The organism is Natronoglycomyces albus (genome assembly GCF_016925535.1).
Lineage (GTDB): Bacteria > Actinomycetota > Actinomycetes > Mycobacteriales > Micromonosporaceae > Natronoglycomyces > Natronoglycomyces albus.
In genome coordinates this window covers 69,997-96,525 of sequence record NZ_CP070496.1, presented here as the reverse complement: position 1 = coordinate 96,525, position 26,529 = coordinate 69,997, and the positions used below count along the sequence as shown (strand labels likewise).

General features: G+C 61.4%; 21 protein-coding genes. 11 read left to right on the top strand and 10 right to left on the bottom strand.

Going from position 1 to position 26,529, the window contains the following annotated elements; translation table 11 throughout:
* Positions 1 to 34 precede the first annotated feature (34 nt).
* Complete coding sequence (locus JQS30_RS00365) at positions 35 to 796, top strand: NAD(P)H-dependent oxidoreductase (protein WP_213171443.1); 762 nt, start codon at positions 35 to 37, stop codon at positions 794 to 796.
* A gap of 660 nt (positions 797 to 1,456) precedes the next feature.
* Here the strand turns inward: JQS30_RS00365 and JQS30_RS00360 are convergent.
* Both JQS30_RS00360 and JQS30_RS00355 read right to left on the bottom strand, forming a co-directional pair.
* Positions 1,457 to 1,921 (bottom strand): hypothetical protein, encoded by a 465-nt coding sequence (locus JQS30_RS00360; protein WP_213171442.1) that lies wholly within the window; start codon positions 1,919 to 1,921, stop codon positions 1,457 to 1,459.
* A complete protein-coding gene (locus JQS30_RS00355; RefSeq protein WP_213171441.1) occupies positions 1,918 to 2,274 on the bottom strand; it encodes a hypothetical protein in 357 nt (118 codons plus the stop codon). The genes JQS30_RS00360 and JQS30_RS00355 overlap by 4 nt, the downstream gene beginning before the upstream one ends.
* 833 nt (positions 2,275 to 3,107) lie before the next feature.
* Here JQS30_RS00355 and JQS30_RS00350 point away from each other — a divergent pair.
* A complete protein-coding gene (locus tag JQS30_RS00350) occupies positions 3,108 to 3,644 on the top strand; it encodes a hypothetical protein (RefSeq protein ID WP_213171440.1) in 537 nt (178 codons plus the stop codon).
* Complete coding sequence (locus tag JQS30_RS00345; protein ID WP_213171439.1) at positions 3,644 to 4,918, top strand: hypothetical protein; 1,275 nt, start codon at positions 3,644 to 3,646, stop codon at positions 4,916 to 4,918. The genes JQS30_RS00350 and JQS30_RS00345 overlap by 1 nt, the downstream gene beginning before the upstream one ends.
* Before the next feature lie 182 nt (positions 4,919 to 5,100).
* On the opposite strand, the gene JQS30_RS00340 is transcribed toward JQS30_RS00345, so the two are convergent.
* Positions 5,101 to 6,315 (bottom strand): S8 family serine peptidase, encoded by a 1,215-nt coding sequence (locus JQS30_RS00340; RefSeq protein WP_213171438.1) that lies wholly within the window; start codon positions 6,313 to 6,315, stop codon positions 5,101 to 5,103.
* A 394-nt stretch (positions 6,316 to 6,709) separates the two neighbouring features.
* On the bottom strand, positions 6,710 to 6,991 hold the full coding sequence (locus JQS30_RS00335) for a hypothetical protein (RefSeq protein ID WP_213171437.1): 282 nt from the start codon (positions 6,989 to 6,991) through the stop codon (positions 6,710 to 6,712).
* Between the two features lie 310 nt (positions 6,992 to 7,301).
* Here JQS30_RS00335 and JQS30_RS00330 point away from each other — a divergent pair, with 310 nt between their 5' ends.
* From JQS30_RS00330 to JQS30_RS00320, 3 genes are read left to right on the top strand one after another with little or no spacing between them, the layout of a single operon-like run.
* The gene (locus JQS30_RS00330; RefSeq protein WP_213171436.1) at positions 7,302 to 7,709 is read left to right on the top strand and encodes a hypothetical protein; all 408 of its coding nucleotides are present in this window, start codon (positions 7,302 to 7,304) and stop codon (positions 7,707 to 7,709) included.
* Entirely contained in the window at positions 7,702 to 9,981 is a 2,280-nt protein-coding gene (locus JQS30_RS00325) for a hypothetical protein (protein ID WP_213171435.1), read from the top strand. The genes JQS30_RS00330 and JQS30_RS00325 overlap by 8 nt, the downstream gene beginning before the upstream one ends.
* Positions 9,982 to 9,992: 11 nt before the next feature.
* Positions 9,993 to 10,991: a hypothetical protein gene (locus tag JQS30_RS00320; protein ID WP_213171434.1), complete on the top strand. Its 999-nt coding sequence runs from the start codon at positions 9,993 to 9,995 to the stop codon at positions 10,989 to 10,991.
* A gap of 333 nt (positions 10,992 to 11,324) precedes the next feature.
* Here JQS30_RS00320 and JQS30_RS00315 read toward each other — a convergent pair whose 3' ends face one another.
* Positions 11,325 to 11,813, bottom strand: coding sequence for an Lrp/AsnC family transcriptional regulator (locus JQS30_RS00315; RefSeq protein ID WP_213171433.1), 489 nt, complete (start codon positions 11,811 to 11,813; stop codon positions 11,325 to 11,327).
* A 59-nt stretch (positions 11,814 to 11,872) separates the two neighbouring features.
* Here JQS30_RS00315 and JQS30_RS00310 point away from each other — a divergent pair, with 59 nt between their 5' ends.
* The gene (locus JQS30_RS00310) at positions 11,873 to 13,036 is read left to right on the top strand and encodes a trans-sulfuration enzyme family protein (protein WP_213171432.1); all 1,164 of its coding nucleotides are present in this window, start codon (positions 11,873 to 11,875) and stop codon (positions 13,034 to 13,036) included.
* Between the two features lie 194 nt (positions 13,037 to 13,230).
* Here the strand turns inward: JQS30_RS00310 and JQS30_RS00305 are convergent, their stop codons facing one another.
* On the bottom strand, positions 13,231 to 13,824 hold the full coding sequence (locus JQS30_RS00305; protein WP_213171431.1) for a TetR/AcrR family transcriptional regulator: 594 nt from the start codon (positions 13,822 to 13,824) through the stop codon (positions 13,231 to 13,233).
* A gap of 139 nt (positions 13,825 to 13,963) precedes the next feature.
* Between JQS30_RS00305 and JQS30_RS00300 the strand changes: the two genes are divergently transcribed.
* The 4 genes from JQS30_RS00300 (at position 13,964) to JQS30_RS00285 (ending at position 20,494) form a co-directional block, all read left to right on the top strand.
* Positions 13,964 to 15,442: an aldehyde dehydrogenase family protein gene (locus JQS30_RS00300; RefSeq protein WP_213171430.1), complete on the top strand. Its 1,479-nt coding sequence runs from the start codon at positions 13,964 to 13,966 to the stop codon at positions 15,440 to 15,442.
* Positions 15,443 to 15,686: 244 nt separating this feature from the next.
* The gene (betA, locus tag JQS30_RS00295) at positions 15,687 to 17,348 is read left to right on the top strand and encodes a choline dehydrogenase (RefSeq protein ID WP_213171429.1); all 1,662 of its coding nucleotides are present in this window, start codon (positions 15,687 to 15,689) and stop codon (positions 17,346 to 17,348) included.
* Positions 17,349 to 17,372: 24 nt separating this feature from the next.
* On the top strand, positions 17,373 to 19,556 hold the full coding sequence (betT, locus tag JQS30_RS00290) for a choline BCCT transporter BetT (RefSeq protein ID WP_213171428.1): 2,184 nt from the start codon (positions 17,373 to 17,375) through the stop codon (positions 19,554 to 19,556).
* A 176-nt stretch (positions 19,557 to 19,732) separates the two neighbouring features.
* Positions 19,733 to 20,494, top strand: a complete 762-nt coding sequence (locus JQS30_RS00285) for a peptidoglycan recognition protein family protein (protein ID WP_213171427.1) — start codon at positions 19,733 to 19,735, stop codon at positions 20,492 to 20,494.
* Positions 20,495 to 20,759: 265 nt separating this feature from the next.
* Here JQS30_RS00285 and JQS30_RS00280 read toward each other — a convergent pair whose 3' ends face one another.
* The 4 genes from JQS30_RS00280 to JQS30_RS00265 all read right to left on the bottom strand — a co-directional run bounded on the left by JQS30_RS00280 (position 20,760) and on the right by JQS30_RS00265 (position 26,496).
* Entirely contained in the window at positions 20,760 to 22,322 is a 1,563-nt protein-coding gene (locus JQS30_RS00280; RefSeq protein ID WP_213171426.1) for a DUF4253 domain-containing protein, read from the bottom strand.
* A 250-nt stretch (positions 22,323 to 22,572) separates the two neighbouring features.
* Positions 22,573 to 23,385 (bottom strand): SGNH/GDSL hydrolase family protein, encoded by an 813-nt coding sequence (locus tag JQS30_RS00275; RefSeq protein WP_213171425.1) that lies wholly within the window; start codon positions 23,383 to 23,385, stop codon positions 22,573 to 22,575.
* A gap of 552 nt (positions 23,386 to 23,937) precedes the next feature.
* Positions 23,938 to 25,125: a UvrD-helicase domain-containing protein gene (locus JQS30_RS00270; protein ID WP_213171424.1), complete on the bottom strand. Its 1,188-nt coding sequence runs from the start codon at positions 25,123 to 25,125 to the stop codon at positions 23,938 to 23,940.
* Positions 25,126 to 25,590: 465 nt separating this feature from the next.
* Positions 25,591 to 26,496: a fructosamine kinase family protein gene (locus JQS30_RS00265; protein ID WP_213171423.1), complete on the bottom strand. Its 906-nt coding sequence runs from the start codon at positions 26,494 to 26,496 to the stop codon at positions 25,591 to 25,593.
* Between the last annotated feature and the right edge of the window lie 33 nt (positions 26,497 to 26,529).

The following is a 26,529-nucleotide window of genomic DNA, read 5'->3' as shown; positions in this document are numbered from 1 at the left end:
AGCTGACCCGTTGAACTCCAGAGACGATGAAGTCATGAAATTCTTCGTTCTTTACGCACACCCCGACCACACCTCCCTCAGCGCGTCCCTGCACCGCGATTCAGTGTCGATCCTGCGCGAACTGGGACACGAGGTCACAGTGTCGGATCTATACGCGATGAAATGGAAGGCCACCGCCGACTACGAGGACTTGGGCGAGCTGGACGAGCATGACAACTTCACCGACGACTCAGGCCTAGCGATGGAGAAAGGCCAGCTCGCGGCCGACATCGTCGAGGAGCAACGCAAGATCAGCGAGGCTGACGCGGTGCTCGTGCAGTTCCCACTATGGTGGTTCTCCATGCCCGCGATCATGAAAGGCTGGTTCGACCGCGTCTTCTCCAACGGTTTCGCCTACGGCACCACCCGCTCATGGCCCCGGTACGGCAACGGCAAACTACAGGGCAAAAAGGCCATGGTGATGCTGACAATGGGCGCTGGCACGCCGGCGGTCTCAGAGCGCGGCGTCTCGGGCGACCTCAATGACATCCTGTTTCCCCTGCAACGGGGAACCTTGCACTATGCGGGCATGGACCCGGTGCCGCCGTTTGTGGTGCCCTCGGCGTATCGCATGGACGAGGAGCGTTACTCCCAGCTAAAGCAGCAGTTGCGCCAGCGTCTGGAAACGTGGGAGCCAACGGCCCCCATTGGCTATCGGTGCCAAAACGGCGGCGACTACGACGAGCAGTTGCGGCTAAAGCCGGGACTGGAGCCCACAGGTGTCCACAGTGGCTATAAGTTGCACATCGCCTCTTAATATCGGGGCAAGCTCCTTTCGTCGGTTAGTGGGTATGCGGGCCTAATGCGGGTCATCCGCTTCCGTTCCTGCTGGTGGTCCGGTGTCGTGGCCGTGGCATCGCGCGCCGCCACGGCCTTAACGTGCGGTGATGAACCCGATCGTGGACACCTTCAGTGGGATCGCCACTGGTCCGGCGGTGGCCAGTACCGGTGTTCATCGACCCGCATAGGCCCGTCGGTTTCTGTTGTGGATTTCTGTTGGGTATGCCGATTGTGGTGACCTGGCTGGTCTGAAAACGGCTACTCACACGCGTTGCCGAAAAGGTCCTTCCCTGACCTGGTGTCGGCGAGATCGGTCGCCTTGGTCAGGTAGGTACCCCTCGGGTCGGCCTCTGAGTTGCGCTATCGGCTCTCTCGCGCGACCGGGTCGTCTAGTGCGATCCGGGCTCGGCGACATAGCCGATGTCTCATCCAGCCACGACGGTGCCGTTTCGATGGGGCCATTCTTGTCCGACAGTTAGCTTGACTGTCAGGGCCACCCCATCCACAGCGGTAGTACGAACACCTCCAGCAGATGTGTTCGCGTTGCTCACCTGGCCGGTGAGCTGCAATAAGTAGATGGTTGAACTTCGCCAACTGCGCATTGGTGGTGCCAGGCGCAGCTGGCATGGCCTGACAGTTATGTGCCAGATAGGTCTGGGTGTGTTGTCGCGTAGGACAGGAAGTTGTCCGCGAAGCGCTTCAACCCATAGGCGGCTTGGCCGAAGACCAGGGTCTTAATCCACCAGGCCCCGGAGGGCAACAGGTAGGCGCGCACGATCGGGTCACCCTCGCGCGACTCTTCGCGGTGCACGGCAACGGAGTCGCCCATCCAAGAGCCATACAGGTAGTAGTAATACCCATCGGAGAGAAACCGGCCGTAGAACTTGCCAGGCTCCAGGCGCGCACCGAGCAAGTCCAGTTTGGACAGCCTGCTCGTGACATTCGCCGGGGCGGGTTGCCCGTTCACCCAGCGCACCGGGCGGCCATTCCTCGGGTTCGCAGGTTGTCCGTTCCCCGGACTTACCGGTTGGCCATTGGCCCGGTTCCTCGGCTGGTCCTCGCCGGAGCGCATCGCCGGGATACCGAGATTGCGCGGGTTCATGATCCACCGCCCAGCAAAGACTCGGCCAGGTTTTGCGACACCTGGTTAAGAATGGCGTCCTTCCATTCAGGTGAACGCGCCAGAAACGGCGTCTCCCAGGTGACTTCCCCCAACTGGCCCCGAACCAGGGCGATCGTGGCCACCGGAATCACCAAAGACTGACCCTGCAGGTTCAACGCCAACGCTGAGCCACGTTCCGGATGCGGCGAGACCATATAACGACCCGAGGCAAACGAAAATTCCACCACCTGCGCGCCAGTTGTCTTCACCCGATGTGACACTGCCGAAGTGGCGGGCCTGGACGCGGTCGAATAGACCGGGTTGGACGCCGTTAGGTCACTCGGATTGCTCATTGCGCACCACCGGTGAACAGCACCTCTACCCGCATCACAAGGCGCGACTGCGGGTAAGACGAGTATGAAAATAGCTGTGTTTGCTGCGTGTTTTTGGGTGTGCGGCAGCGTATGGTGGTTCGTAGCATTACGAACTCCGTTTCTTGATGCTGTGAGGGTGGTCCGTGGGGACAGGTTTAGCGATCAGGTCCTACGGACCACCCGATTCCATATGAAGTTTTGAGAGGCCCATCCACGGATGGGTTTTTCTCTGCCTTCCGAGCGCCGTGTTCAAAATAGATAACGACGACCAGCAGCACCCCATGCGATGCCGTGCTACACACGGATCACATCGGATAGTTCGGAACTATCCATGAACAAAAACCGGAAGTCAACGACCACAAGCGTTTCGGCCCGGCGTGTCGCCCAAAATTGACTAGAACCACGCCTATATCGAGACGCGCGACACATGTTCCCGGTGTGTCGCGTCAGTGGTTCTCCCCTGCGGGGGTCTCTCCTGGCAGACCACATGCGAGTGTTCCCACGTTCGCGTCCATAGAGCCGCGAAGTTCCCTCGGCACGTTCCCGGCTCCCCACAGTGGCGACGGCATAGAGGGCCACCGCTTGAGTGGCCATTATGGAGTTTTGTGCGTTCTGGGCCTACGTCACATCGGTACGGCGCACTCGTGGCAAGGTCCGGTTGGTTACGTTTCGGTACAATCAGTAGTTGAGTGAACATGAGGACACGTCGCGTAAGCCAAGTATCTGGCTGGGGCGGCGGGGTTCTCGTGTTGCGTTGGTCGGTGTCCCGGCCATGGCCCTTTCAATTTCATGCGCGAAGGATTCCCCTCGAAATGGTTACTGAGAATACTGTCGGGTCTACTGGTTCCGGTTCCCCAAAGTCGGGACCGACCAAGTCAGGCATGCAGCAGGCCCTAGATGAAGCCGCACTGTACGTAGATGCCGATGAGCTGGCAGTCTTTGCCCAGAAGGCACTCGAACACGAGCAGATGGTCGCCCATGTGGTGCAACTGCTTGGCACCCAACGCCCATTCATGTTGCCAGGGGCAAACGCGCTTTCGTTGCCGCAGATGGGGACCTTGGACGCGGAGAACTTGCAGCTGGGTGACTTCGAGGAAGCCAATCAGTGCCGCTCGTCCTTTCGAGAGGTCGTCTACAAAGGTGCGGTCGAGTCGGCGCACTATGTGGGTGCGGGCCAGCAAGTCTGTGGCGAAGTCTCGGAACGTACCCGTGAGCGTTACCTGGACTCTGAGCAGGGCATCGCGATTGATGTGCAGTCGCTAGAACGCGAGATTGAAAGCGCCGGTTCCGACGGCCCCGGTCGCGGCAGTGTGATGGGCAGCGACTTTTCCTGGGGCGGTGACCAGTAATGGCCAATCCCTATCAGGCGAAGTACGAGCAGCACAGTTTTGAACAGCTGTGGGCGATGATCCACTCCAACGCCAGCGTGGAGTCAGTGCAGTTGGCGGCGCTGCCGTGGAAGAGCGTGCGCGAAACCCTCGAAGGGGTCAACGAAGGCACGAACGCGGCACTGGAGCGCCTCATGAGCGGCTGGACCGGGCACGCTGCGAATGAGTTCCGTGACCGGGTCGGAAGACTCATGGAGTACACCGAATCGGTCCGATACTACGTCGATGAGGTGGAAAACCAGCTAATTCCAGATCTGGCGGCGCATTTGTCGAAGGCGCAGGAGCGAGCGGCGACATTTAAGTTCGATGCTTCCCGGATGGGGTTTGAGGAGTGGTCGGCCACCCGGATGCCCTGGGAAATGTCCGATCGGCCCCACTATGAAAACGAGCGGACTAAGGACCGCAAGATCATGGCCGCGATCGTGGGCGAATTGGCTCAGCGATACGACGAGCAGAAAGAGCGTATTAGGGACAATCCTCCTCCGTTGCCCGCGCAGGGTGTTCCCGGTGCAAACGCGGGTCCGCCTGGTGGCTCGATTTTTAATGACACTGGTCTTAATGCCGGTAGTGGCACCGGCGGCGCTCCGCCGTTGCCGGCTCAGCACACCGCGCCAAGTGGTAGCGGCAGCGGGGGAACTGGTGGTGTCGAGGCTGGTTCTCACTCGCCGCCGCTGCCCGCTGGCGCCTCTGAGGCTGACTGGTCGTTGAGTGCTGGTGAGGATGGCGAGAGTGCCGGGGGTGGTTTGTACTCGGGCACGGCCGGTGCGACGGTGGCCGCGCCCGGTGCCGCCGGAACGGCGGCGCCTACGGGTGCTGCCGGGGCTGGCGCTGGAGCGATGGGTGTTGCCGGTGCTACGGCGGCCGGGGCGAACGCTGGTGCTTCGGGCCGGGGTGGAGCCACCGGTACGGGGGCGGCTCGTGGCGGTGCCGGTGCTGGCCGTGGTGCTATGCCTGGCGGCTCGATGGCTGCTGCCGGTGGTGGAGCCGGAAAAGGTGCTGCTGGCGCGGCCGGTCGAGGTGGTGGCGGCACTGCGGGGGCGATGGGTGGTCGCCCGGCCGACGGTGGCGAGGATGAGGAATCCAAGGACCTCAATTGGCTTAACGAGGATGACATGGTGTGGGCCCACTTCGACCCCAACGCCGGTCCGGCCGATGACCACGATCCGAAGGCGGTGCGTGAATGGGAGCGCATGTATGACCGCTGGAAGGAACTGAAGGAATCAGGCGAAGCCTAGAGGCGTGTGACCTAAACATTCACTTTCAGCGGCCTCGCCTCGCCGATTGTGCCCAACAGAGCTGGGTGAATGAAGGTCAAAGTGTCCGGGTTTCCCGGTTCACCGTATGCAAAAAGGGTGCGGCCCCCGTCGATGTCATGGACGGGGGCCGCACCCTTCGCTACATGGGGCTTGGCTGGTTCTTAACGATAGTTCTGAGGTGGGGCTGGGTTTTGGTGCGACCCAGGGTTGTAGGGCCACTGCTGGTCAGGGCTAGCCGGTTGGGGTTGGCGGCGTTGGCGCACGAGTAGGGCGGCAGTGGTGGTGAGGATGGTGATGATAACGAAGGCGGTTAGAGCCCAAAATATCCAGGGAGCAAGCCCCAGGATGGAGTTATCATCACCGGCCGGTTGCGGCCCGGCAGGGGCGGCCTCATCGGTGGATTCTTCATCGGAGTCTTCGAGGGTGGAGCCAGGTTCGCGAACGTGACCCAACGGGTTGTCGGTGTGATGGTCGATAGTGGATTCAACAGCGGCCCCAGCATTGAGCAGACCGTGACCGAGGTGACGGTCCCAGCCCGGCTCACCCAGATCGGTGGACGTGTCAATCATGCGCGCAATCGCGTTATTGCCATCAACACCCGGATCAGCCGCCAACACCAGAGCGGCAACTCCGGCAGCCAGTCCCGTTGACATGGAGGTTCCCCAGGCCTGCTCGAATCCCGGGTCGGCGGTGTAACTTCCCAGGGTTACGGTGGTGATGTCGGTGGCCGGTGCGGCGGCGGTCATCGTGTCATTAGGGGCGGAGTTTACATAGAGGTCGTTGTTTCGATCGGTTCCCCCGACAGTGAAAACACCCTCGTAACTGGCCGGATACCAATCGTCCACATCCGGGTCGTTGCCACTGCCAGCGATGACGATGACACCACGGTCAATGGCATATTGCAGACCGGTCATGTCATCAATATCTCGAGCCGAAGTCACATAGGGCAAGGCCAGAATATCCGCGCCATTGTCCACCGCCCAAATGACTTCCTCACCAACTCGTTGACCGCCCATCTGGCCCTCATCGTCAAGCAAAGTTGAGCCAATAGCCACTTTGACAGGCATCAAGGTAGCCTCCGGGGCCACCGACAGGGCAGCCGCAGCCACGGAACTGCCATGGCCGTTACCATCGTCCCGTCCGTCATCTTCGCGGTCGATGAAGCTATAGCCGGGTAGCACGTCCTTGTCGTCAAAGTAGGGATGTTCACCCACTCCGGTGTCAACAACAGCGATCGTGACACCCTCACCCCGAGTGGTTTCCCACGCCTGGGGCACATTAAGCGCATCCAACTCCCAACCGCCAATTTCCTCGGCCTGAGCCGTCGCCGGGTTGGCGGTGACGAACAGTCCGGTGCCAAGCAGCGCAACTGCCATTCCACGCAGGATGCGGCGAAGGGGCGTTCGTGGCAGTCGAGCAACGGATTCGTTGGTGCAAGACACCGCCGTGTAGCTGTGGTCGATGTTGGGTGGGGTGCCAGCTGGCATGAGGCAGGGGTCCTTCCATCGTGCAAAGCCTCGCCGCCACTCGGACTACCTCGGCAGGGCCTCGTTTACGCAGCTCTGCTCTGGTGCCTTGTGCAGGGTTCGGCGGCTCAGGGTGGGGAAATCATTACCTACCAAGATAACCACAGATACGAGTCTATGGTGACCCTGCGCCGGGCGTTGACTACCGCCCATGTGACCTGACCGACGCAGGGTTGGGACGTGTCACAGGAATGACTTTTTCCTATTGAGCACTAGTAGTCACGAGTGATCCGCTGACCAGATCTCAATTACCGGGCCACGGTGTCGTATGTGTGAGGTCCTCGTCAGTGGGGATCACCGGTGCGGCTCCGGAGAGCGTGCCCAGTTGCCTAGACATGTTTGTGATCAGTTCAGCGATGGCCTTATTTTCCTCGACCACTGCTTGAACAATCGCCCAAACAATGCCAGCCATCAACATAGTGATGAACCCGGCGAGCGCACCAACCGCCGAGCCGACCCCTCCGAGTGGGGCTCCTGCCGCTACACCAAACACCGTGCCGCCTGCGGCCCAACCCAGAATTCCCATATCATGCGACTTATGGGCCGCTTCGAGTTTTGCTTTGAATCCGGCAACGTGCTCGTAGCAGAAGTACGGCCGCCCGGCAGACCTGGGACACCACTAGCTTCTGCACAGCCCAGTCACCACTACGTGACTTAGCGCACCCCTGCTCGCATTCAACGGGTTCTGAGCTGCATGTTCTCCTCTGGTTTGCACTCGCGCCGCGGCCAGCCACTCGACGTGGACAGCGAAGTGACCCAAAACTGGTTAATCTGCCCTTTGGGACGTGAATAGAACCCATTTAAATCACCCCTCAGTGCTCTTGGAGAACTACATCGTGACGCTTCCTGATGCCGATGAACACATCGTCGACCCCGAACAGCTCCGTATAGCAGCCGAGGAGCTCTTTGACCTCGAACAGCAAATGGAACGCGAATGCTCCAGCCTCGTCTCAGACGGTTACCCCGTCGAAAACGCGGCCTCACGCCTGGGACTGAGCCTAGGAAACCAACTGGGCATCACCGCCGCGCATTGGAGACAAGTCAGGATGAGGGGCTCCCGCAATCGCGTGGTTAATATCGGTCAGTTCCTTGCCACTCACGCTGAAACCTCGATTGACATCGACGAGTTCAGCGCTAGCGAGTTCCGCCAATTCGCCGACTCCGACCGGTTCCCCGTTGCCACTAGCCGCTCCGGTGCCACTCCCGGTTCAGAGCCTCTCGGAGAGCAGATCGCCAGTGTCTAGAGTCAATGTCCACGAATTCCTCGACTTCGACTTCGCCCAGTTTGGCGACCTAGCCCAGACCTGGCAAGCCTATCTGCGAACGACCTCGGACCATGCTGACACGCTCCGCATCGACATATGCAAACACGTGGCCGAAGAGCACTTTCACAGTCTCACCGCCATCGAGACGCGGCGTCAGTTCCGCATCGTCGCCGACCATATCGACGACGACCTCGACTTGTTCGTGAAACGCGTGCGCAACGTCTTGGAAGACGCGGCTGAAGAGTTCCAATCGCATCAGTCGGCCCTTCGCCAACTGGTCGATTCCGCCACTTCGCAGGGACTCAACGTGTCCGGGGATGGGTCGGTAACGGTGCGGCCGCAAAGCCCGCACCCCCTTGGGCCGTATACGGAAACAGGTTTGACCGGGCCAGCTGTCCAAGGCATGCCGCCCTTGGGCGCTGACGACCTGCCTGAGAGGAGAGCCTTGGCCGAACAGGCGCAGGCGGCGATGAACAACGTCCTTACCTTGATTGCCCACACTGATGACAGCCTGACCCAACGCCTACGTTCACTCAGCGACGAATCGCCCTCGATGCCGGAACTGTTGGGCAAGAACCACAGTGAGGATGCCAAGTCTGCCGCCGATGAGGTCATGGCCCTGTGGGGCAATGGCGACCTCACTGAAGCTCAGCTTGCCGAACTCATCGAGCTGCTGGAACTGTACGAAGGCAGCCCCGAGTTCGCCACCCATCTATTGGAAGGCTTGGGGCCGGACGGGTTCTTGAATATGTCCGGTCACATCGGCTATATGGGTGTGGACCCATCCAGTTCCGACACCCCAGGCTTGGTAGGCGACTTCCAGGAACTTATGGCCGGACACTTGTCACTGGCGACCAATGACACCGATCCAAAAGTCGGCGACTCCTGGATTGACGGGCTCATGGAAGCCGGTGCCCAGCCGGTTAATTCCTCATCCTTCCCTGAGGCCGGAATGTATCCGGGGTACATGGCGCTGGGCCCGATCCTGACTCACGGCACATTCGACGAACGGCTCCTCGTTCCCGTCACCGAACACCTGATAGCGGTCGGCAGCGCCGAATATGGAACCCTTCCCGCTTGGGCGCACGCAAGCGACAATCCGTTCGACCCAACAAACACGCTGTCCGGCTCGATCATCGACCCCGCATTCATTGCGCTGGACAACAACCCTTCCGCAGCCACCGAGGTCTTTGCCGGGGACTCACAGTACAGTCGCGATTCCTACCCCAACAGCAACGGCGACCCGTTCCCCTCACCGACCAACCCGATGGAGAGCCTGCTTGGCGCCGGACAAACGTTGCCTTTCGATCGTGAGATCTTCGGCAACGCAATGGAGGCCGCCACCTCCGGTGTGCCGTCCGACCAAGGCCTGTCCAATATCAACCGGCCCGAGCACGACGAACGCATGGCCCAGGCAACGATGAATATCATCGACTATGTGGGCGGCAACCCCGATCAGTTCCAGGGATCAGGTTCGCCCAACTCTGAGCTGATCGGCAACCTAGGCAACATCGCCACCCATTATGTGGAGGACTTCCACCGCGCTTTTTCAACCGATGGAACCCAGGACAGCAATTGGATGGTGCAACCACACGGAGCGGGCCTAGACTTTGGCAGTTACGACGTCAACGGACAACAAAACCTCAAGCAATTCCTCCACACCATCGGCCAAGACCCACACACAGCTGGGCAATTTTGGGCCGCCAGCGAAGGCATCGCCCAAAAGCAACTCATCGGAGTCATGGCAGAGGAGGGCAACGGAGACGGCGCCATTAGGGATGCTCTGGCAAGCCACTCCCGGCTCATGGGCGAGGTCGGAAATGGCCAGTTTAAGGTCATAGCCGAAGGCCACTGGGACGCAGTGGAATTCCAGAACAACATGGTCACCGGGTTCGGGGAAGGCGCGAAGTTCGTATCCGGAGAAACAATCGGAAAGATCCCAGTTGCTGGCACCGCACTGTCACAAGGAACCGGATACATCATCGATGACTTTTCTGGAGAGCTTAAGGTTGACCCCAGAGAACTCATCGGATCAGACCAACTCACGTATCAAGACACTCAATCAGACGTCATTCGTAGTAGGTCCGAAGAAATGATCGAATACGCACTAAACCACGACGATTCAATATATTCGGAAATATTTCGAGATGATCTAGATGTAGGTCAAGTTTCAGACACAATGGTTTATCACTTTGAAAGTGTGTTCAACCCTGAGCGTGACGAGCATATGAACCCATTCGGGGCGAACTGAGGATGAGCACGATGAACAAATCGAATCGATTCATCCAGATGATAGCAATTACAACTGCTCTCGTAGTTCTGGCAGCATGTTCAAGCAGCGAAACCGGCCCCAAAGAGTGGCCTGCCTACACACCACCACAGGCACCGACCCCAGGAGGCATCATCGATGTATGCCAACATATTGAGTTCAATAAATATCGGAGTATCAAAGCACATGATGGCCAATACCCAGGCCTCGACCTAACTGACCTGAACGAAATCTATAGCCATGCTGCATGCCGAGATGCCAGCCCAGGCTTCTTCTCTAGTTCGATAAAGAAAAATACCGAACGGGTCGAATCAGGAAATTCCAATGAGGACGCTGTAGAGAAGTATTTCTTCGGGTATGTAGATCTGCTTGGAGTCAATGGCCTGGCTGCCACTTGGAACAACATGATTCGCCATGACGAGCCACGCTCACTTGAATGGAACCATATAGAGCAGGAAGACCGTGACTTCAATCCCGAAGCCCTGGGTGAAAGGAAACAAGAATTCCAGGAAAAAGCAGGATTGCTGGTGTCGGTTTTGACGTCCCCAAGGTATGAGGAACATCTAAAGGTCGACTTCACTGGTCAATGGATCGAGTTGGGGTCGCAGGTAGTCCAAACTCGTAGCTACACCGCTGGAATATATTGGTATTACTACACCGATGACCCCAACCGTGACCCAGATACTTGGGAAGTAGTCGAGGAGGGGCCGCAGGTTTATGGGTGGAGTATCCTGGCACCGCTGTTGCGGTTTGGCGACTTCGATGAGAGTTTTCTAGTGCCGGTGGCAACTGCTGCCATCGAGTTCGATCAAGAGCTCGATGGAGATTGGCGTATCGAAGGCGAAGAGGAAATCTCCTTCGACCTATTCAATGACGACACCACCTCCAGCATCGATGCCATCCTCGAAGCCCTCTCACGCAACCCCGAAGCCGCCCAAGCCGTCTACGACAACACCGCAGACCAACGCCTCACCAACCTCCTCAACCCCTAACCAAACCAACCAACAAACAACCAGCGCAATGTCATCACTTATGGCTAGGGGTCATACTCGGTCGCGGCAAACAACGAGGTCGCCGAGTTCGGCGTAAACCGAAGGTTGCCCTTGAGGGCCGGTGATGCGACGGCCGCATCAGTCAACGGTGTTTCGGCGTGGATGTCAGGTTGAGATTCTGGTGCCTGCCAGTGGCCCGCCACAGGATTTCTAGCAAAGCACCTCAGCCAAGCGCTACAGAAGTCGGCACGCACCGCCTCCTAGGCGAGCTTGGTGGATGCCCACAGAGCTGGTGCGGTGTCACGTCCACGACGGGCAATGCGGGCTGGACCTTCATGCCGTCGTGGTGGTCGCCTGGGGCAACAGCGATGGGCCTTTCCATTCGGCGAAGATCAGGTTGGTGCGCACGTGCAGTACCTCGGAGCGGGCGGTGACGGCGTCGAGCACCAACGCTTGCAGACCGTCGACACTGTCCACGGCCACATGGATGAGGAAGTCGTCAGGCCCGGTGAGGTGGTAGAAGCGCCGCACTTGCGGGATTTTTTGCAGGTGTGCCACGAATTCGGCCACCACTGGACGGCGATGCGGCCGCACCTGGACCGCGAGGAACGCCTGCACAGGGCTACCCAGCGCGGCCAAGTCCAGTTCAACGGCGAAGCCTTTGATGGCACCGGCGTCGCGCAAACGCCGGACGCGAGCTTGACAGGTGGAGGCGGCCAAGCCCACTCGCACGGCCAGATCACGATTGGTCATCCGGCCATCTGCCTGCAACAACGCCAAAATTTGCAAATCTATCGAATCAAGTGCCACTGATTGGTTCATACACCGAATTTAGTACGGAATTTGTCCGCTTGGGGCCCAAAATTCGCCATCCTGGTCGTATGACTCAGCCTCACTCTCCTGCCAGCTTCGCCACCCGCGCTGTCCACGCGGGCCGCGATGACCTGACCGAGCTGGGCGTCCATGTCGCGCCCATCGACTTGTCGACGACGTACCCGGCCGCTGACTCGGCCGCCGAAGCGATGCGAATGGACGAGTTCGCCGCTGGCGCTCAGCCTGCCGGTTCGCCCATTTACGCCCGCCTGCACAACCCGACCGTGGCGCGTTTCGAGTCGGCGCTAGCCGAGCTGGAGAACGCCGAGGCTTCGGTGGCGTTCGCCTCCGGGATGGCCGCGATGACGGCCTGCCTGTTGGCCGCCTCGCAGGGAAACCAAAAGACGCATGTGGTCGCGGTGCGTCCGGTCTATGGCGGAACTGATCTGCTGCTCAATTCGGGCCTGCTGGGCACGAATGTGACCTGGGTTGACGCCGACAAAGTCGCTGCGGCGATCCAGCCGGACACGGGTCTAGTCATTGTGGAGACTCCGGCCAACCCCACTTTGACGGAACTGGACTTGGCCCAGGTCGCCCACGCTTGCGGCGACGTTCCGCTCCTGGTTGACAATACGGTCGCCACTCCGGTGTTGCAGCGTCCACTCGAACACGGCGCGTCGATCGTGTTGCATTCGGCCACCAAGTCTCTGGGCGGTTACGGCGACGTCGTGGGCGGGATCGTGGCCTGTTCGGAAACTTTCGCTCGCGGTCTGCGCAGCGTCCGCATCGCCACCGGCGGTATTTTGCACCCGCTAGCGGGATACATGCTGCTGCGCGGGTTGGCGACTCTGCCTATTCGGGTCCGGCACGCCTCTGAGAACGCTCACGAACTGGCGTTGCGCTTGCAAGCCGACGAGCGAGTGGCTCACGTGTACTACCCGGGTCTCAACGCTGATCGCCCTGGCACCAACCAGATGAGCGGCGGCGGGTCACTAGTCTCGTTTGAGACTGTGGACGACGCGAAAGATGTGGTGTTGGGCGTCAACCTGATCACCCCGGCGGTCAGTTTGGGCAGTGTGGACACGCTCATTCAGCACCCGGCCTCCCTGACTCACCACGTGGTCAATTCCGACGACCGGGCCGCCTGCGGCATCTCCGATAAGCTCTTGCGGCTGTCGGTCGGCCTCGAAGACGTTGACGACCTGTGGGCTGATCTGGACCAAGCGCTGTAACCTAACCGCCGCTGGTAATCTGCGGCAGCACGATAAGTGAACGTTATTCCCGTGGCTTTTGAGCGCGCCGCTGGCGCAGCGCCGGGCCACGAACGGGGGATGGAGCGGGGTGCCCTGCCTGCTTCATCCCCTTTTTTCTGCACCAACGGAGATCCACTGTGGGCACTGAGGTATGTGTTCCGCGACGTCCACGTTCACAGGGCGCGCCGCAGTACCGCGTACACCTGCTCGGCCCGCAAGTCATCGTCTCGCAGCACCGATTGCAGCACCAGGGCGCACAAGAGAACCGCTAGCATCTTCGCGGTCTGTTCGTCGCAGCGCCGAGCCAACACGCCAGCAATGGCATCGTCCCACTTCACCGCCGCCTTGCGTAGTTTTGGCCGATGCAGCGCCACGGCGTACAAGTTGTATTCGGCTAGGGTTGCCCGCCGTTTGGGTCCGATGGAGTCCATGACGAAGTCGGTCAACGCCTCGGCTAGGTCCGCGTCCTCGGCCAGGGAGGCCTCCCACTCCCGCAGGGCCGCAATGGACGATTCGGTGGCCTTGATCAACGCGGCGTTGAGCAAGTCGTCGAGCGACTTGTAGTAGTAGGTGGTCGAACCCAGCGGTACGCCAGCTTCGGCGGCGACCCGGCGGTGGGTCAATGCTTCCACCCCATGGGCGTCGATGACGCGAATGGCGGCCTCGGCGATGCGTTCCTTACGGCCTGGGTCGCCTGGTCCTCGTTTGCGCCGGGTCACACCGGAAGTGGAGTCGCGCGCCGTCACATCAGGCTCAGATGTCGCCATTTTCCGGTAATTCCTCCGACTTTGCTGAATCGTTACTACTGAAGTGAACTTATATATGGACAGATGTACACACCACTAGTAGCGTTTCCCTGGTTTGCGCGTTCGAACCCATCGCCCACAGTGAAGGAACCGAAAGAGCATGCGACACCTGTACATCAACGGTAATTGGACAGCCCCCGCATCAGACACGCCGGGCCGCGCTGTGCTCAATCCCGCCGACGGCACCACGATCACCCAGGTCGCCGAGGCCACGGTTGAGGACGTGGACGCCGCAGTCGCCGCGGCTAAAGCCGCCTTCGCCAACCCGACCTGGCGCGACACCACCGCCGCCGAACGCGCCGATTGGTTGCGCCGCATCGCCGATGAAATGCAGGCCGACAAAGCCCGTCTGGGCCGTATCGAATCCGACGACTCCGGCAAGACCCTGCCAGAGGGCGAAATCGACATCGACGATGTCATCTCCTGCTTTCGCTATTTCGCCGACATCGCCGCCCACCACGCCGGGCGGGTGGTGGACACCGGCAGCAACACCGCCATTAGCCGCGTGGTCTACGAACCGGTGGGTGTGTGCTCGATGATCGCCCCGTGGAACTACCCGCTCATGCAGATGGCCTGGAAAATCGCTCCCGCCCTCGCGGCCGGTTGCACGATGGTCATCAAGCCCTCCGAGGTCACGCCGCTGTCCACCATCGAGTTTCTTCGCATCGTCGACCGGCTGGGCCTCCCGCCCGGAGTGATTAACCTCGTGCTCGGGTCGGGGGCCAGCGTCGGCAATCGCATGGTCGAACACCCCGACGTCGACCTGGTCTCCTTCACTGGCGGACTCGCCACGGGCAAACGCATCATGGCCACCGCCGCCGAGACCGTCAAGAAGGTCGCCCTCGAACTGGGCGGCAAGAACCCCAACGTGGTCTTCGCCGACGCCGACTTCGACATTGCCGTCGACCAGGCCATGAACGCCGCCTTTACCCACTCCGGACAAGTGTGCTCCGCCGGAGTGCGGCTGATTGTGGAAGAGGAGATCCACGATCAGTTCGTGACCGAACTAGTCCGCCGCACCGAACTCATCCGCGTGGGCAAAGCCACCGACGAACGCGCCGAAACCGGGCCCTTGGTGTCGGCCGAACACCGAGCGAAGGTCGAAGAATACGTCGCCGTTGGCCTCGACGAGGGCGCCACGCTGCGCTGCGGCGGGAAGCGCCCCGAGGAGGCCGAGCTAGCCGACGGGTTCTTCTTCCTGCCCACCATCTTCGACAACTGCCGCCGCGACATGCGCATCGTGCAAGAAGAGATCTTTGGTCCGGTCATCACCATCGAAACGTTCACCACCGAGGCGCAAGCACTCGAGTTGGCCAACGACACCGAATACGGCCTAGCCGGTGGAGTCTTCACCTCGGATGCCTCCCGCGCGCAGCGGGTCGCGATCGGGATGCGGCACGGCACCGTGTGGATCAACGACTATCACCCGTATCTGCCACAGGCCGAATGGGGCGGTTTCGGTCGCTCCGGGGTCGGGCGTGAGTTGGGGCCGACGGGACTAGACGAGTACCGCGAATCCAAACACATTTACCAAAACATCGCCCCCGAGCCAGTGCGCTGGTTTTCCGGCCAGAAATAGCCGCAGGCGGTTCTACCTTGAACGGGCGCGTGCCCCACACGTGGGCTTCGCGCCAAAAACCACCCACGAGAGCCCACGGTAGGGCAATGTGAGTAACAGGCTGCGAAAAACAGGCACAACCGACCACGCGCACTGAGTCGGCAGGACACGGCGTACGCGCCCGGAGCATGACCTCAGCGGAGGCCACCGAGGACGCCCAGCGGCGCGGGTTGCCATTGATGCCAATTGACAGGAGATCTGAACTATGGCTATCGAAAAATACGATTACATCATCGTTGGCGGAGGATCGGCCGGTTGCGTTTTGGCCAACCGGCTGTCGGCCGACCCCAGCAACAAGGTGCTCGTCTTGGAGGCGGGCCGATCCGACTGGTGGTTTGACGTCCTTATCCACATGCCCGCCGCCCTCACCATGGTCATCGGCAACCCGCTCTACGACTGGCGGTATGAGTCCGAACCAGAGGAATACATGGGTGGCCGCCGCGTCTACCACGGACGCGGGAAGGTCCTCGGTGGTTCCTCCTCGATCAACGGCATGATCTTTCAACGCGGCAACCCGATGGACCTGCAACGATGGGCCTCCGATCCGGGCATGGAAACCTGGGACTACGCCCATTGCCTGCCGTACTTCAAGCGCATGGAGACCCGGGTGGTGGACGGGCACGCGGCCGGTAACCCATGGCGTGGAGACCGGGGCCCATTGCACCTGGAACGCGGCGACTCACCCAACCCGCTGTTCGGCGCGTTCTTGGAGGCCGCGCAGCAGGCCGGCTATCCGATCACCTCGGATGTCAATGGCTACCAGCAGGAGGGTTTCTCCCGCTTTGACCGCAACATTAAGAACGGTCGCCGCTGGTCGGCCGCCCGCGCCTACTACCACCCGGTCAAGCAACGCCCCAACCTGACGCTAAAGACCCTCGCGCACGTCAACCGGGTCGTTTTCAAAGACAACGAGGCTCGCGGGGTCATCTACCAACGCCCGGGCGGACGGCCGCAGGCGGTCCGGGGCGGCGAAGTCATCCTGTGCGGAGGCGCGATCAACACTCCGCAAATCCTGCAACTATCGGGCGTGGGCCCGGCTGACCATCTGCGCTCGGTGGGTGTCGATGTCGTACAGGATATGCCCGGAGTGGGAGACAACCTCCAGGACCACCTGGAGGTGTACGTCCAGCACGCGTGCAAACAACCGGTGACACTCAACCCGACGATGAAGCTATGGAAGTACCCATTCATCGGCGCACAGTGGATGTTTACCAAGACCGGGCCCGCCTCCACCAACCACTTCGAGGCCGGGGGATTCGCCCGCAGTAACGACGAGGTCGAATACCCGAACCTCATGTTCCACTTCCTGCCCATCGCGGTGCGCTACGACGGAACGAAGGTCGACGCCGAACACGGATACCAAGTCCACATCGGACCTATGTATTCCGATGTGCGCGGCGACCTCAAGATCGCCTCGGCCAACCCGCGCCAGAAACCAAAAATGCGGTTCAACTACCTGTCGACGAAAAACGACCGCCGCGAATGGGTCGAAGCCATCGCCGTGGCCCGCGACATCCTCCGCCAAGAGGCCCTGGAGCCCTACGACGCCGGAGAAATCTCACCGGGCCCCTTCGTCCAATCCGACGAGGACATACTCGACTGGGTCGCCAAAGACGCCGAAACCGCCTACCACCCATCCTGTACCGCAAAAATGGGCACCGACGACATGTCAGTGGTGGACCCAACCACGATGAAGGTGCACGGTCTGGAAAACCTGCGCGTCGTCGACGCCTCCGCCATGCCCTACCTGACCAACGGCAACATCTACGCGCCCGTCATGATGCTCGCCGAAAAAGCCGCCGACCTGATCCTGGGCAACACGCCGCTGCCACCAGCCGAAGTCGACTGGTACCGGGCCAAGAAATAACAGCACGAATACTAGGAGCATGGAATGACGAAGCTGCCCGACTCGGCCGAAGTCGCCCAGGCCGACGATGACCTAGACGTACAAGGCAAAGGAAACCGCCTCAATAAGGTGGTCTTCTTCGGATCGGCCGCCGCCATCCTGGCCTTCTCAATCTGGGCCATCGCCACACCCGCCGGAGCCGAAACCGTCATCGGCGGAGCCGTCGGCTGGGTGACCGATGTCTTTGGCTGGTACTACTTCCTTACCGCCACCATCATCATCCTGTTCGTCATCTGGATCGCCGCCTCCCGATACGGCAAGACCAAACTGGGCCCCGACCATTCCAAGCCCGACTTCTCCCTGTTCTCCTGGACAGCGATGCTCTTCGCCGCCGGAATCGGCATCGACCTGATGTTCTTTGCCGTGGCCGGACCAGTGACGCACTACCTGGCACCGCCAGAGGCCTCACCCGAATCCATGCAGGCTGCTCGAGAAGCGGTCGTGTGGACGATGTTCCACTACGGCATTTCCGGCTGGGCCATGTACGCGCTCATGGGGATGGCACTGGGCTACTTCGCGTTCCGCTACAAACTGCCCCTGTCGATCCGCTCAGCGCTATATCCCATCATCGGCAGGCGCATTCACGGTCCCATCGGCCATACCGTCGACCTCGCCGCCGTCCTGGGCACGATCTTCGGTATCGCCGTCAGCCTCGGCATCGGAGTCGTACAGCTTAACTACGGATTGCAGTATCTCTTCGGCATTCCCGAAGGCACCGCCGCCCAAATCGGGCTCATCCTCGTAGCCGTCCTCATGGCCACCGTCTCCGCCGTCGCCGGTGTCGACCGCGGAATCAAGCGCCTCAGCCAACTCAACATCATCCTGGCCATCGCCATGATGATCTACATCCTGTTCGTGGCCGGACCGACCCGCATCCTCAACGCGCTGGTCATGAACGTCGGCGAATACCTCTCCAGCCTGCCAGGGCTGACCCTTAACACCATGGCCTACGAACAACCAGTCGAATGGATGCAAGACTGGACCCTGTTCTTCTGGGCCTGGTGGATCGCCTGGGCACCCTTCGTAGGGCTCTTCCTCGCCCGCATTTCCCGGGGCCGCACCATCCGCCAATTCGTCGCCGCGACCCTGATCGTGCCGATGATGTTCACCATGACCTTTATCGCGGTCTTCGGCAACGCCGCCCTCGGCGTCGTCCGAGACGGCAACCGCGAATACGGGGAAGAAACCATGAACTTCCCCGAAGTCGGGTTCTATAATTTGCTCGACCAATATCCCGGGGCACTGTTCATCGCCGGACTAGCCACCTTCGTCGGCCTATTGTTCTACGTCACCTCAGCCGACTCCGGCGCTCTCGTGATGGGTAACTTCACCTCCATCATGTCCAGCCCCCGCGCGGACGCCCGCGTCTGGCTGCGTGTCTTCTGGGCCGCAGTCACCGGTCTACTCACCATGGCCATGCTGCTGGTGGGCGGCGTCGACGCCCTCACTAGCGCCACCATCATCATGGGACTGCCGTTCTCATTCGTCATGTACCTGGTCATGTTCGGCCTCTACAAGGCCCTACGCGTCGAAAGCTTGCGCGCCGAAGCATTCAAGACCAGCCTGTGGGGCAACATGGCCGAACGCACCACCGGCCGACCACACCGCACCTGGAAACAACGCATTGGGCGGGCCATGAGCTACCCCGACCAGAGGGCAGCCACCCGTTTCATCGAACAAACGGCCTCGCCCGCACTGGCGGCGGTAGCCGACGAAATCTCCAAACGCGGAGCCAACGCCGATGTGATCGAAGGCGTTGCCGAGGAGCTGGGCGTGCCCTTCGCCGAACTGAAGGTCGACATGTTCGATGAGGGTGGCTTCTACTACTCAGTGTGGCCCGAAGAGGGGCTGATCCCAACGTTCGCCTCCCGTCCCGTAGGCGGAGCCGACAAGTACTACCGGTTCGAGGTGTTCCTCAACGAAGGCAACCAAGGCTACGACGTCATGGGTTACTCCAAAGAGCAGCTGATTGGGGATGTCCTGGACTGCTACGAGCGGCACCTTGAGTATTTGCGGCTGCATCGTGAGGCGGCAGGCAATTCGCCACTGCCGGAGGCCATGAACGGGGAGTCCCCACTGTCGGAGGAAGACACTGGCTCGGTGGAAGCCGTGGCCACACCCGAGGAGTCGGGGGAGCTGTCGTGGGACGACGAGGATCGAACCAAATAAGAGGTTTAGGGTCAGGCGGGCTATTTCGCGGCGATAGCGGGCAGTTTGCCCGAAGTATGCCCGCCTCACCCACACGGGTTTAGTTAATGCTCATTTGTCGCATTCGCGGGTAGAATTAGTGTCCCACAACACAAGTCATGGCAATTGTTGTCTGACGCGACAGGTTGGAGCTACTCGTGCCATCTCGCATCAATGGCCGCAGCACCTGGAATGCCCGCTCCCCCGCTTCGAGCCCTACCGAGACGACCTGGGCTGCGCGCACCGGCTTCATGGTCCACCACTCGGCAGGCCCCGCCACTCAGAGCATCCGCGCCATCCAGGACTTCCACATGGACACCCGCGGCTGGAACGACATCGGATACAACTACCTCATCAACGCCTCCGGCATCTACCTAGGACGTGGAGCCCTGGTCATCGGGGCCCACGCCGCCGGGCACAACACCGCCAATATTGGGGTGTGCCTCATCGGTGACTACAGCAATACCGAGCCGTCTCACACCCTGAAAAATCACCTACAAGTGCTCTACTCGATCATGAATTCCATGGCGGGCAAGACACTGGCGGTGCGCACGCATCGCCAGGTCAACCCAACCGCCTGCCCTGGGACCAGACTGCACAACTGGGTGCTTGGCAACCTAGATGGCAATCCGGGAGACGACGACCCGGGAGACGATAACCCGGCCAACTGGTTGGAGGACCTCATCATGTCTTTGCCCACCCTGCGACGAGGCAGCTCTGGGGCCTCGGTACGCCGCGTACAAGGACTCTGCGTCGCATACGGGGGAACTCCCCGCCGCGAGGTGGAGAACTCCGGAGGAGTTGACGGGTCCTTCGGCCCCGGCACCGAACGGGCCGTGCGAGCGGTCCAAGCCGACGGCGCACCGCCGGTCGACGGCATCGTCGGCCGCATCACCTGGACCAAACTCATTGCCGGATAAAACCACGCGTATTCGGGCACTCACTGGCCCGGATACGCTCGCTAACGCGGCCAGCCAAAGCCTCCGTTGCGCTGGGCCAAGTTGCTGTGCCTGAGTTTCAGGCGGACTACGTCCATCGACCGTACTCACGCTTCCGATGGACTACGCCCGTCCGCCTAACCAGGCGGACTAACTCCGTCCGCCCTACCGGGCGAACTACGCCCATCGACTGTACTCACGCTTCAGATGGACTACGTCCATCTACTGCACTCATGCTTCCGATGGACTACGTCCACCGGAAGTACCAAGCTCTGGACTGGGCCATGTGTTCAGCGAGATCATCCAGCGTCGGTACGCCGGAATCGAGCAGATCCGGGCAGTAGGCATAGATCTCCTCGGCCACCGCGATCGCCTCGTTTGGTTCCGGCGGATTGGCCACATACAGTTCCATCACGTCGAACGTCATGGCCATAAGCTCCACGTCATACTTGTGCGTCCAATGGCGCAGCACCGCGCAATGCTCCGCGCCGTACAACTCCCAGTTCGTCGAACCCTTCCAAGGCAAGAGGCCAGGAATCTGCCATCCGTAGTCGGCCCGCACCAAACCCAAAAGGCCATCGGCGCGGGGGGTGGCAAAGTCAGAATCTCCCCGCCGCGGCAGAATCGGCACCCCACGTGCGGGCTCGCCCGCCTCAGACCCCTTCTGCTCCAACAACTGGGCCACATCGATCTGTTCGGAACGCCCCAGCTCGTCGTCACCCTCGTGGATGATCTCCTCGCCGCCATCCCGCCAATCGGCCGGATGTCCAATAAGGACAGGAAGCCAGCCCGTCCGTTCGTGGACCTGTCGAATCTCCAACCACCAGCCCAAGGCCTCATTCGCCTTGACGGGAAACGCCCACAGCCGCACATCATCTCGACGGGCAATCTGCTGCATCTTTGGAACGGCCACGCCCGCCGAACGCAGCGCCGGACGTGGAGAACCCTCGGTATCCAACGACAAATCCCGTCCGTGGCCGCTGCGGGAACCCTGATCGCCCTGGGGCACACCAGGCCCGGCGCTGACACGCTGCGCGGGGATGTCAGTGGGCGCTTCAGGTTTCTCCAAGGTCAACAATTGGCGCTTGGGGCGCTCGGGCACAAAACCCGCACCGGCGATCGCACCCTCCTCGGCCGTGGACGCCGTCGCGTTCGCGGTAGTCGCATCGGCGCTGGAGGCCGCAGCTGAGTCCTCTTCCTCCAGCGTCGCCGGGCCGCTGACGGCAACCAGCGAAGCGGGCGAATCCGCCGGCGTCTCGACGGGCGCGGCTACGGAGTCCTTAATAGAATCCTCGGCGTCTGCGTCAACGGCCGGGGCCGCCTCGGCATGGGAGGTGACGGGCTCATCGCCCGCATCGGCGGAGTCTTCGTCGGATGTCTTCACAGTGTTGTCGTCGTCGATAGTGACCCGTTTCAGCCTGGGCCGCACGGCAGCAGGCTCATCGGTTTCCCTGTCAATATCTGGCCCAGTCGCCTCAGCGTCCAGATCGTCCCCGTCCGCCGCGTCAGTGGCACCGGAGTCGGGCTGCGCCGAGGCATTCTCGTCGTCAGTGGGCGCGGCATCTGCCAAAGCCCCTGAGGAAGCGCGTTCGCGCGGCGCTGAGTCGGCCTCGGCGCTAGCTGAGACATCGTCGGTGTCGGCACCGGTGTCGCGCTGCGACTCAGGGCCAGTGGTGGCGGCATCGGCCCGTGCGGCATCCTCGACGCTCGCCGTGCCGTCGCTCGTCGTCGCGGTGTCGTCATCGGGAGCCGGGTCCGGAACCGAATCCGGAGTGTCGCGGCGTCCCAACAACCGTTGGAGGAGTCCCATAGCAATCTATGATGCCGTGTCAAAGTGACATAACGAAACCCGACCCGCCCACACAAGGCGCACTGCGTGTTCACGGCGCGTCTGTGGCCTCTGGCCTCACGCGACTGGCCTTACGCCACATCGCCGGATAACGCTAGGGCGAACCGGATTAACCTCGTCCGCGGCCCTTCTTAAACAGCAGGCCAAACCAAAAGGCGGCGATGAGAAGCAGGACCATGACGAAGAGAAGCTTAAACAACATGGTTATCAACTAACCCTTAGGTGAGTCTTCCTCGGGCAGGGGGTCATCGAACTCGGTGGGATCAACGGGGCTAAGAACAGGGCGCTTGGGTTGCACGTCGTCGCCAGAAGAGGTCTTGGTCAGACGGCGCTTGACCCAGGGGGCGAGATACTTGCCCGCCCACATGAAGCTATTGACGGCATAAGCGGGACGTTCGTCGCCATCCAGCTGTGGCGACAGGAGCCATTCGTCGGGGAACTTGATGTCGAGCTGTTGACAGGCACGCGCCGCGATGCGCTTATGCCCCAAGGGTGAATAGTGGAGTCGGTCGTCGTTCCAGTAACGCGGGTCTCGGAATTCCTTGTCGTCCCACACATCCACCAACAGCGCGTTGTGGCGGCGAGCCACACGACCAATCGCCTCATTCATAGTGATGAAACGCTTCTTGAAAGCACCCGCGCCCGGAAAGATCGGCTTCATATCCGCACTCGTGAAGAGAATGACATCGGCACCTGAGGCCTTCAGCAACCGCACGACCTCATGCAAACGGGTGGCAAAGGAATGAGCGTGGAAACCCGGCCGGAGGGCATCGTTGATACCAGCGCAAAAAGACACTAGGTCGGGATGCTGTTTGATCGCCTCCGGCACCTGTTGGTCGACCACTTCGTCAAACAAACGACCTCGTACGGCCAAATTGGCGTAGGCAAGCTCGGCGTTGTCATCGGCTAGCTGGCGGGCGACCAAGTCCGCCCAACCACGAAAACTGCCGTCGGCACGCTGGTCGCTGAGCCCTTCGGTGAAGCTGTCACCTACTGCTATGAATCTGCCAATGCCCGAGGTCATCGTGTCTCTCCTTGCCAAGTGCCCAGCCAAGAATATGCCAAGAATACTGCCCTGAGTGCTGCCAAGCGAGCGCCAAAGACACCCGTGACACCCCGCAGACGGTCACGGCTTGTCAGCCACCGCAACGACCGCCGCTAGGGGCCAGTGCCCACGCTGGAGTCCACACCCACGTGAAAAGCCAATGTCGGTTCTCGCGCAGCAGGTCAAGCGTCTATACCTACCGGCGAGCCGCCACCTAGCCGCTACCGCGACCAATCGGCGAATTCACCTGTGCCCAGCCTCGAAACGAAAGCAACCCAATACGAGCCCTAAGGGTATTAACCAGAATGCAGGCAATAAGTAACGATTGCGTTGCACTCACGCGCGCCCCCCAAAAGTTCCCGGTAGGCGGTCGCCCCAGCAGTGTTGACTACTGGATTCAGTAGTCAACGTCACATCGCCTGCGTATCTGCTGTTGACGATACATCGCCCCGCCGCACGTGGCGAGCTGCCAGCCCTTGACATCGACTGTGGATTTTCGATTCCGGCACCGGGCACAGTGTCCAGTCAGGTTCACAGGAGCCGAGGTTGCTCCCAGGCCCCATCGTCCTCGACTCCGACAGTGCCAAACGGAGTGAAGAGCCCTTGATCCAAATCGGCCAATAGCGGCGAGCCTGGGCCGGTGTGGCTCACATAGGCCAGATCAGAGGATCGACTTAGCGCCACATAGAGCTCACGACGCCGAGAGTCCTCGTCGGGCCAGTCCTCCGCGGTGAGGCCGGTGCAGCAAACGACCCGAAACTCGCCCTCGGCTGCTTGCGCGATGCTCATGTGCCCCTGCCCAATGATGGCAACGTCGCTGTCCTTGACCCCCAGTTCGCTCAGCTCATCACGCAGTCGCGCCACAAACGCGGCCTCATCGTCAGGCCCAGTCGCGTAGAAACGACCGATGCCCGCCCCTTCGAGAGCGGGACGCTGCGGCTGGGTAATACGGCCCGGAACCCGGCTGATGGGCTCGATGAGCTGACAAGCGGCCACCAGCACCGCCGCCGGATTACGGTGATTGCGTGACAGACGGACCACCCGAGCGTCGGGGAAGTCAAGGTGGAAGTTCTCGAACGCCTCTGGCTGACCGGCCAGCGCCGAGTCGGGGTCGCCGGTGGCGGTGATATTGGCGTCGCTGCTGCGCTGGTCGCGCAAGCTTCGGTAGGCGTCGACTTGGAGGAGGTGGAGGTCGTCGATGAAGAGATGTGGCGCGTTGTCCTCGGTACTGAGGTGGGCGAAGTCGCGAATGTCCAGGTCGCGCATCTCGTCGTCGTGCAGCAGCTCGGCCAGTTCTCCGCGCAGGCGCTCGGTTGCGCGCGGCGAGGCGGCCAAGACTAGGCACTGGTTGGCGGGGATGCCTAGTTCCCGGATGAAGTAGGCGATGCGGCGAATGAGCAAGTGCGTTTTTCCCGCGCCGGGGGAGGCGTTGACCAGCAGGGGGCCGCTGGAGGCGGAGGCGGCGACGCGCTGCATGGCGTCGAGCTGGTCGAGGAGGCCGGTTCCAACTTCGGCCATGCCTTGCAAGAGTGGTTCTTGGATGCCCGGGCCAGCGTCGGGTTGGCAGGTGAGTTGGGGTGTGGGCATGGGGATGACCTGTAGTGCTGGCTGATGGCGTCCGCGCGGGGCCGCGTTGCGGCGGCGGCGCGGGACACGCATATCAGCCGAGACTTCGAATAGCGGTGAAGCATCGCCGACAGACCGACCCACAACATGCATCTTCGCAAATCACCTTCACTCTGTCGCAGACCACCTTGGTGGGCGTGTCCCGGTAGACGCCGGGTTGAGCCCGCAGCACCGATCACTACCGATTATGATTTCTGTCACGTCTAGGTGGTATGGGGTTTATGAGGCCGTATTACCGGTTGATGTGGGGTCGGTTTCGCAACGGCCGCTGACCGGCAACGCGGACGAGGCGGCCACGCATTCCCCGGGCGGGCTATATGCGTGGTCTCCTGTGCCCGGCGACTGTTGCGGGGGCTTCCGTCGTCAGTCGTCGACACCGGTATAGCGCCGTTCCTGGGCCACACTATAGCTCGCGTGAATGTCGACGGCATCGCCTTTGTCTTCCCGGGCGCGTACGTGGCGGCGCGGCCGAAGCCCCGCAGTGAGGTGGTCCCACCCTCGCCTGCCCGGTTCATCCGCCAGGCCCCGGTCCGGTCCGAGGTTCCAAGAGGGCCAGTCTCATCGCAGGTAGCCATTGACCACTGCCATGACCGAGGCCCGGTAGGAACGGCCAAACAAGGCGGCGTGCACCAGCAACAGGAACAATTGGTGAATGCCAAGGCGCTCGTGCCATCCGGATGCCAAGGGCCAGATCTCCTCGTATCCGGCCAGCAGCTGGCGCACATGTGGGAGCCCACCGAACAGATGGAGCGAGGCGATGTCACTCTCGCGACTGCCCCCATGCACGGCCGGGTCGATCAGCCAGGCGGCATCGGTGCCCCATAGGACATTGCCGGGCCACAGGTCGCCGTGTAGGCGTGCGATGGGTTCCGGTGGCGGGGCGAACTGGTCGAGTCGGTCTATGAGCGCCTCGACTGCCTTGGCGTCTTGGACGTCAAGGGCCCCGTTGTCCACTGACGGTCGCAGGTAGGGGCACAGTCGCCGCTCGGCGAACCACGTCGCCCACGGCCCGGGGTGCTCACGGTTGTCCATGGGCAGCGCACCGATGAAGCCAGGCCAGGGGGCGCCATAGGTGGGCATGCCCGCCTGGTGAACACAGGCGAGTTCCCGTCCCAGACGGCGGGCCGCGTCTTCAGTGGGTGGGCCCGGAGAAATCCAGTCGGTGACGATCAGTTCGTCTGTGGCCGCCCACAGTTCGGCGACGGCGTCAGTGGCCTCGCCCAGGCTGCGCAGGCCATTGGCTTCGGCGGCCATGAACCCGGGGGCGGCGGCGGGCCCGGTTGGCTGCGCGGGCGAGGTGGGTGAACGGGAGGCGAATTTGGCGAATACCTCCTGGCCGTCGTCGAAGGTCAGTCGCTGGCAGGTGCCAGTGGCACCGGAGGACACCGGAGTGCAGCGGATGCGCTGATGTTCGATGAGCATCGGCAATCGGTGGGGGTTGCGGAGTACATAATCCAGATCCACTCCGACACCGTAACGCAAAGCAGCCCAAAACGC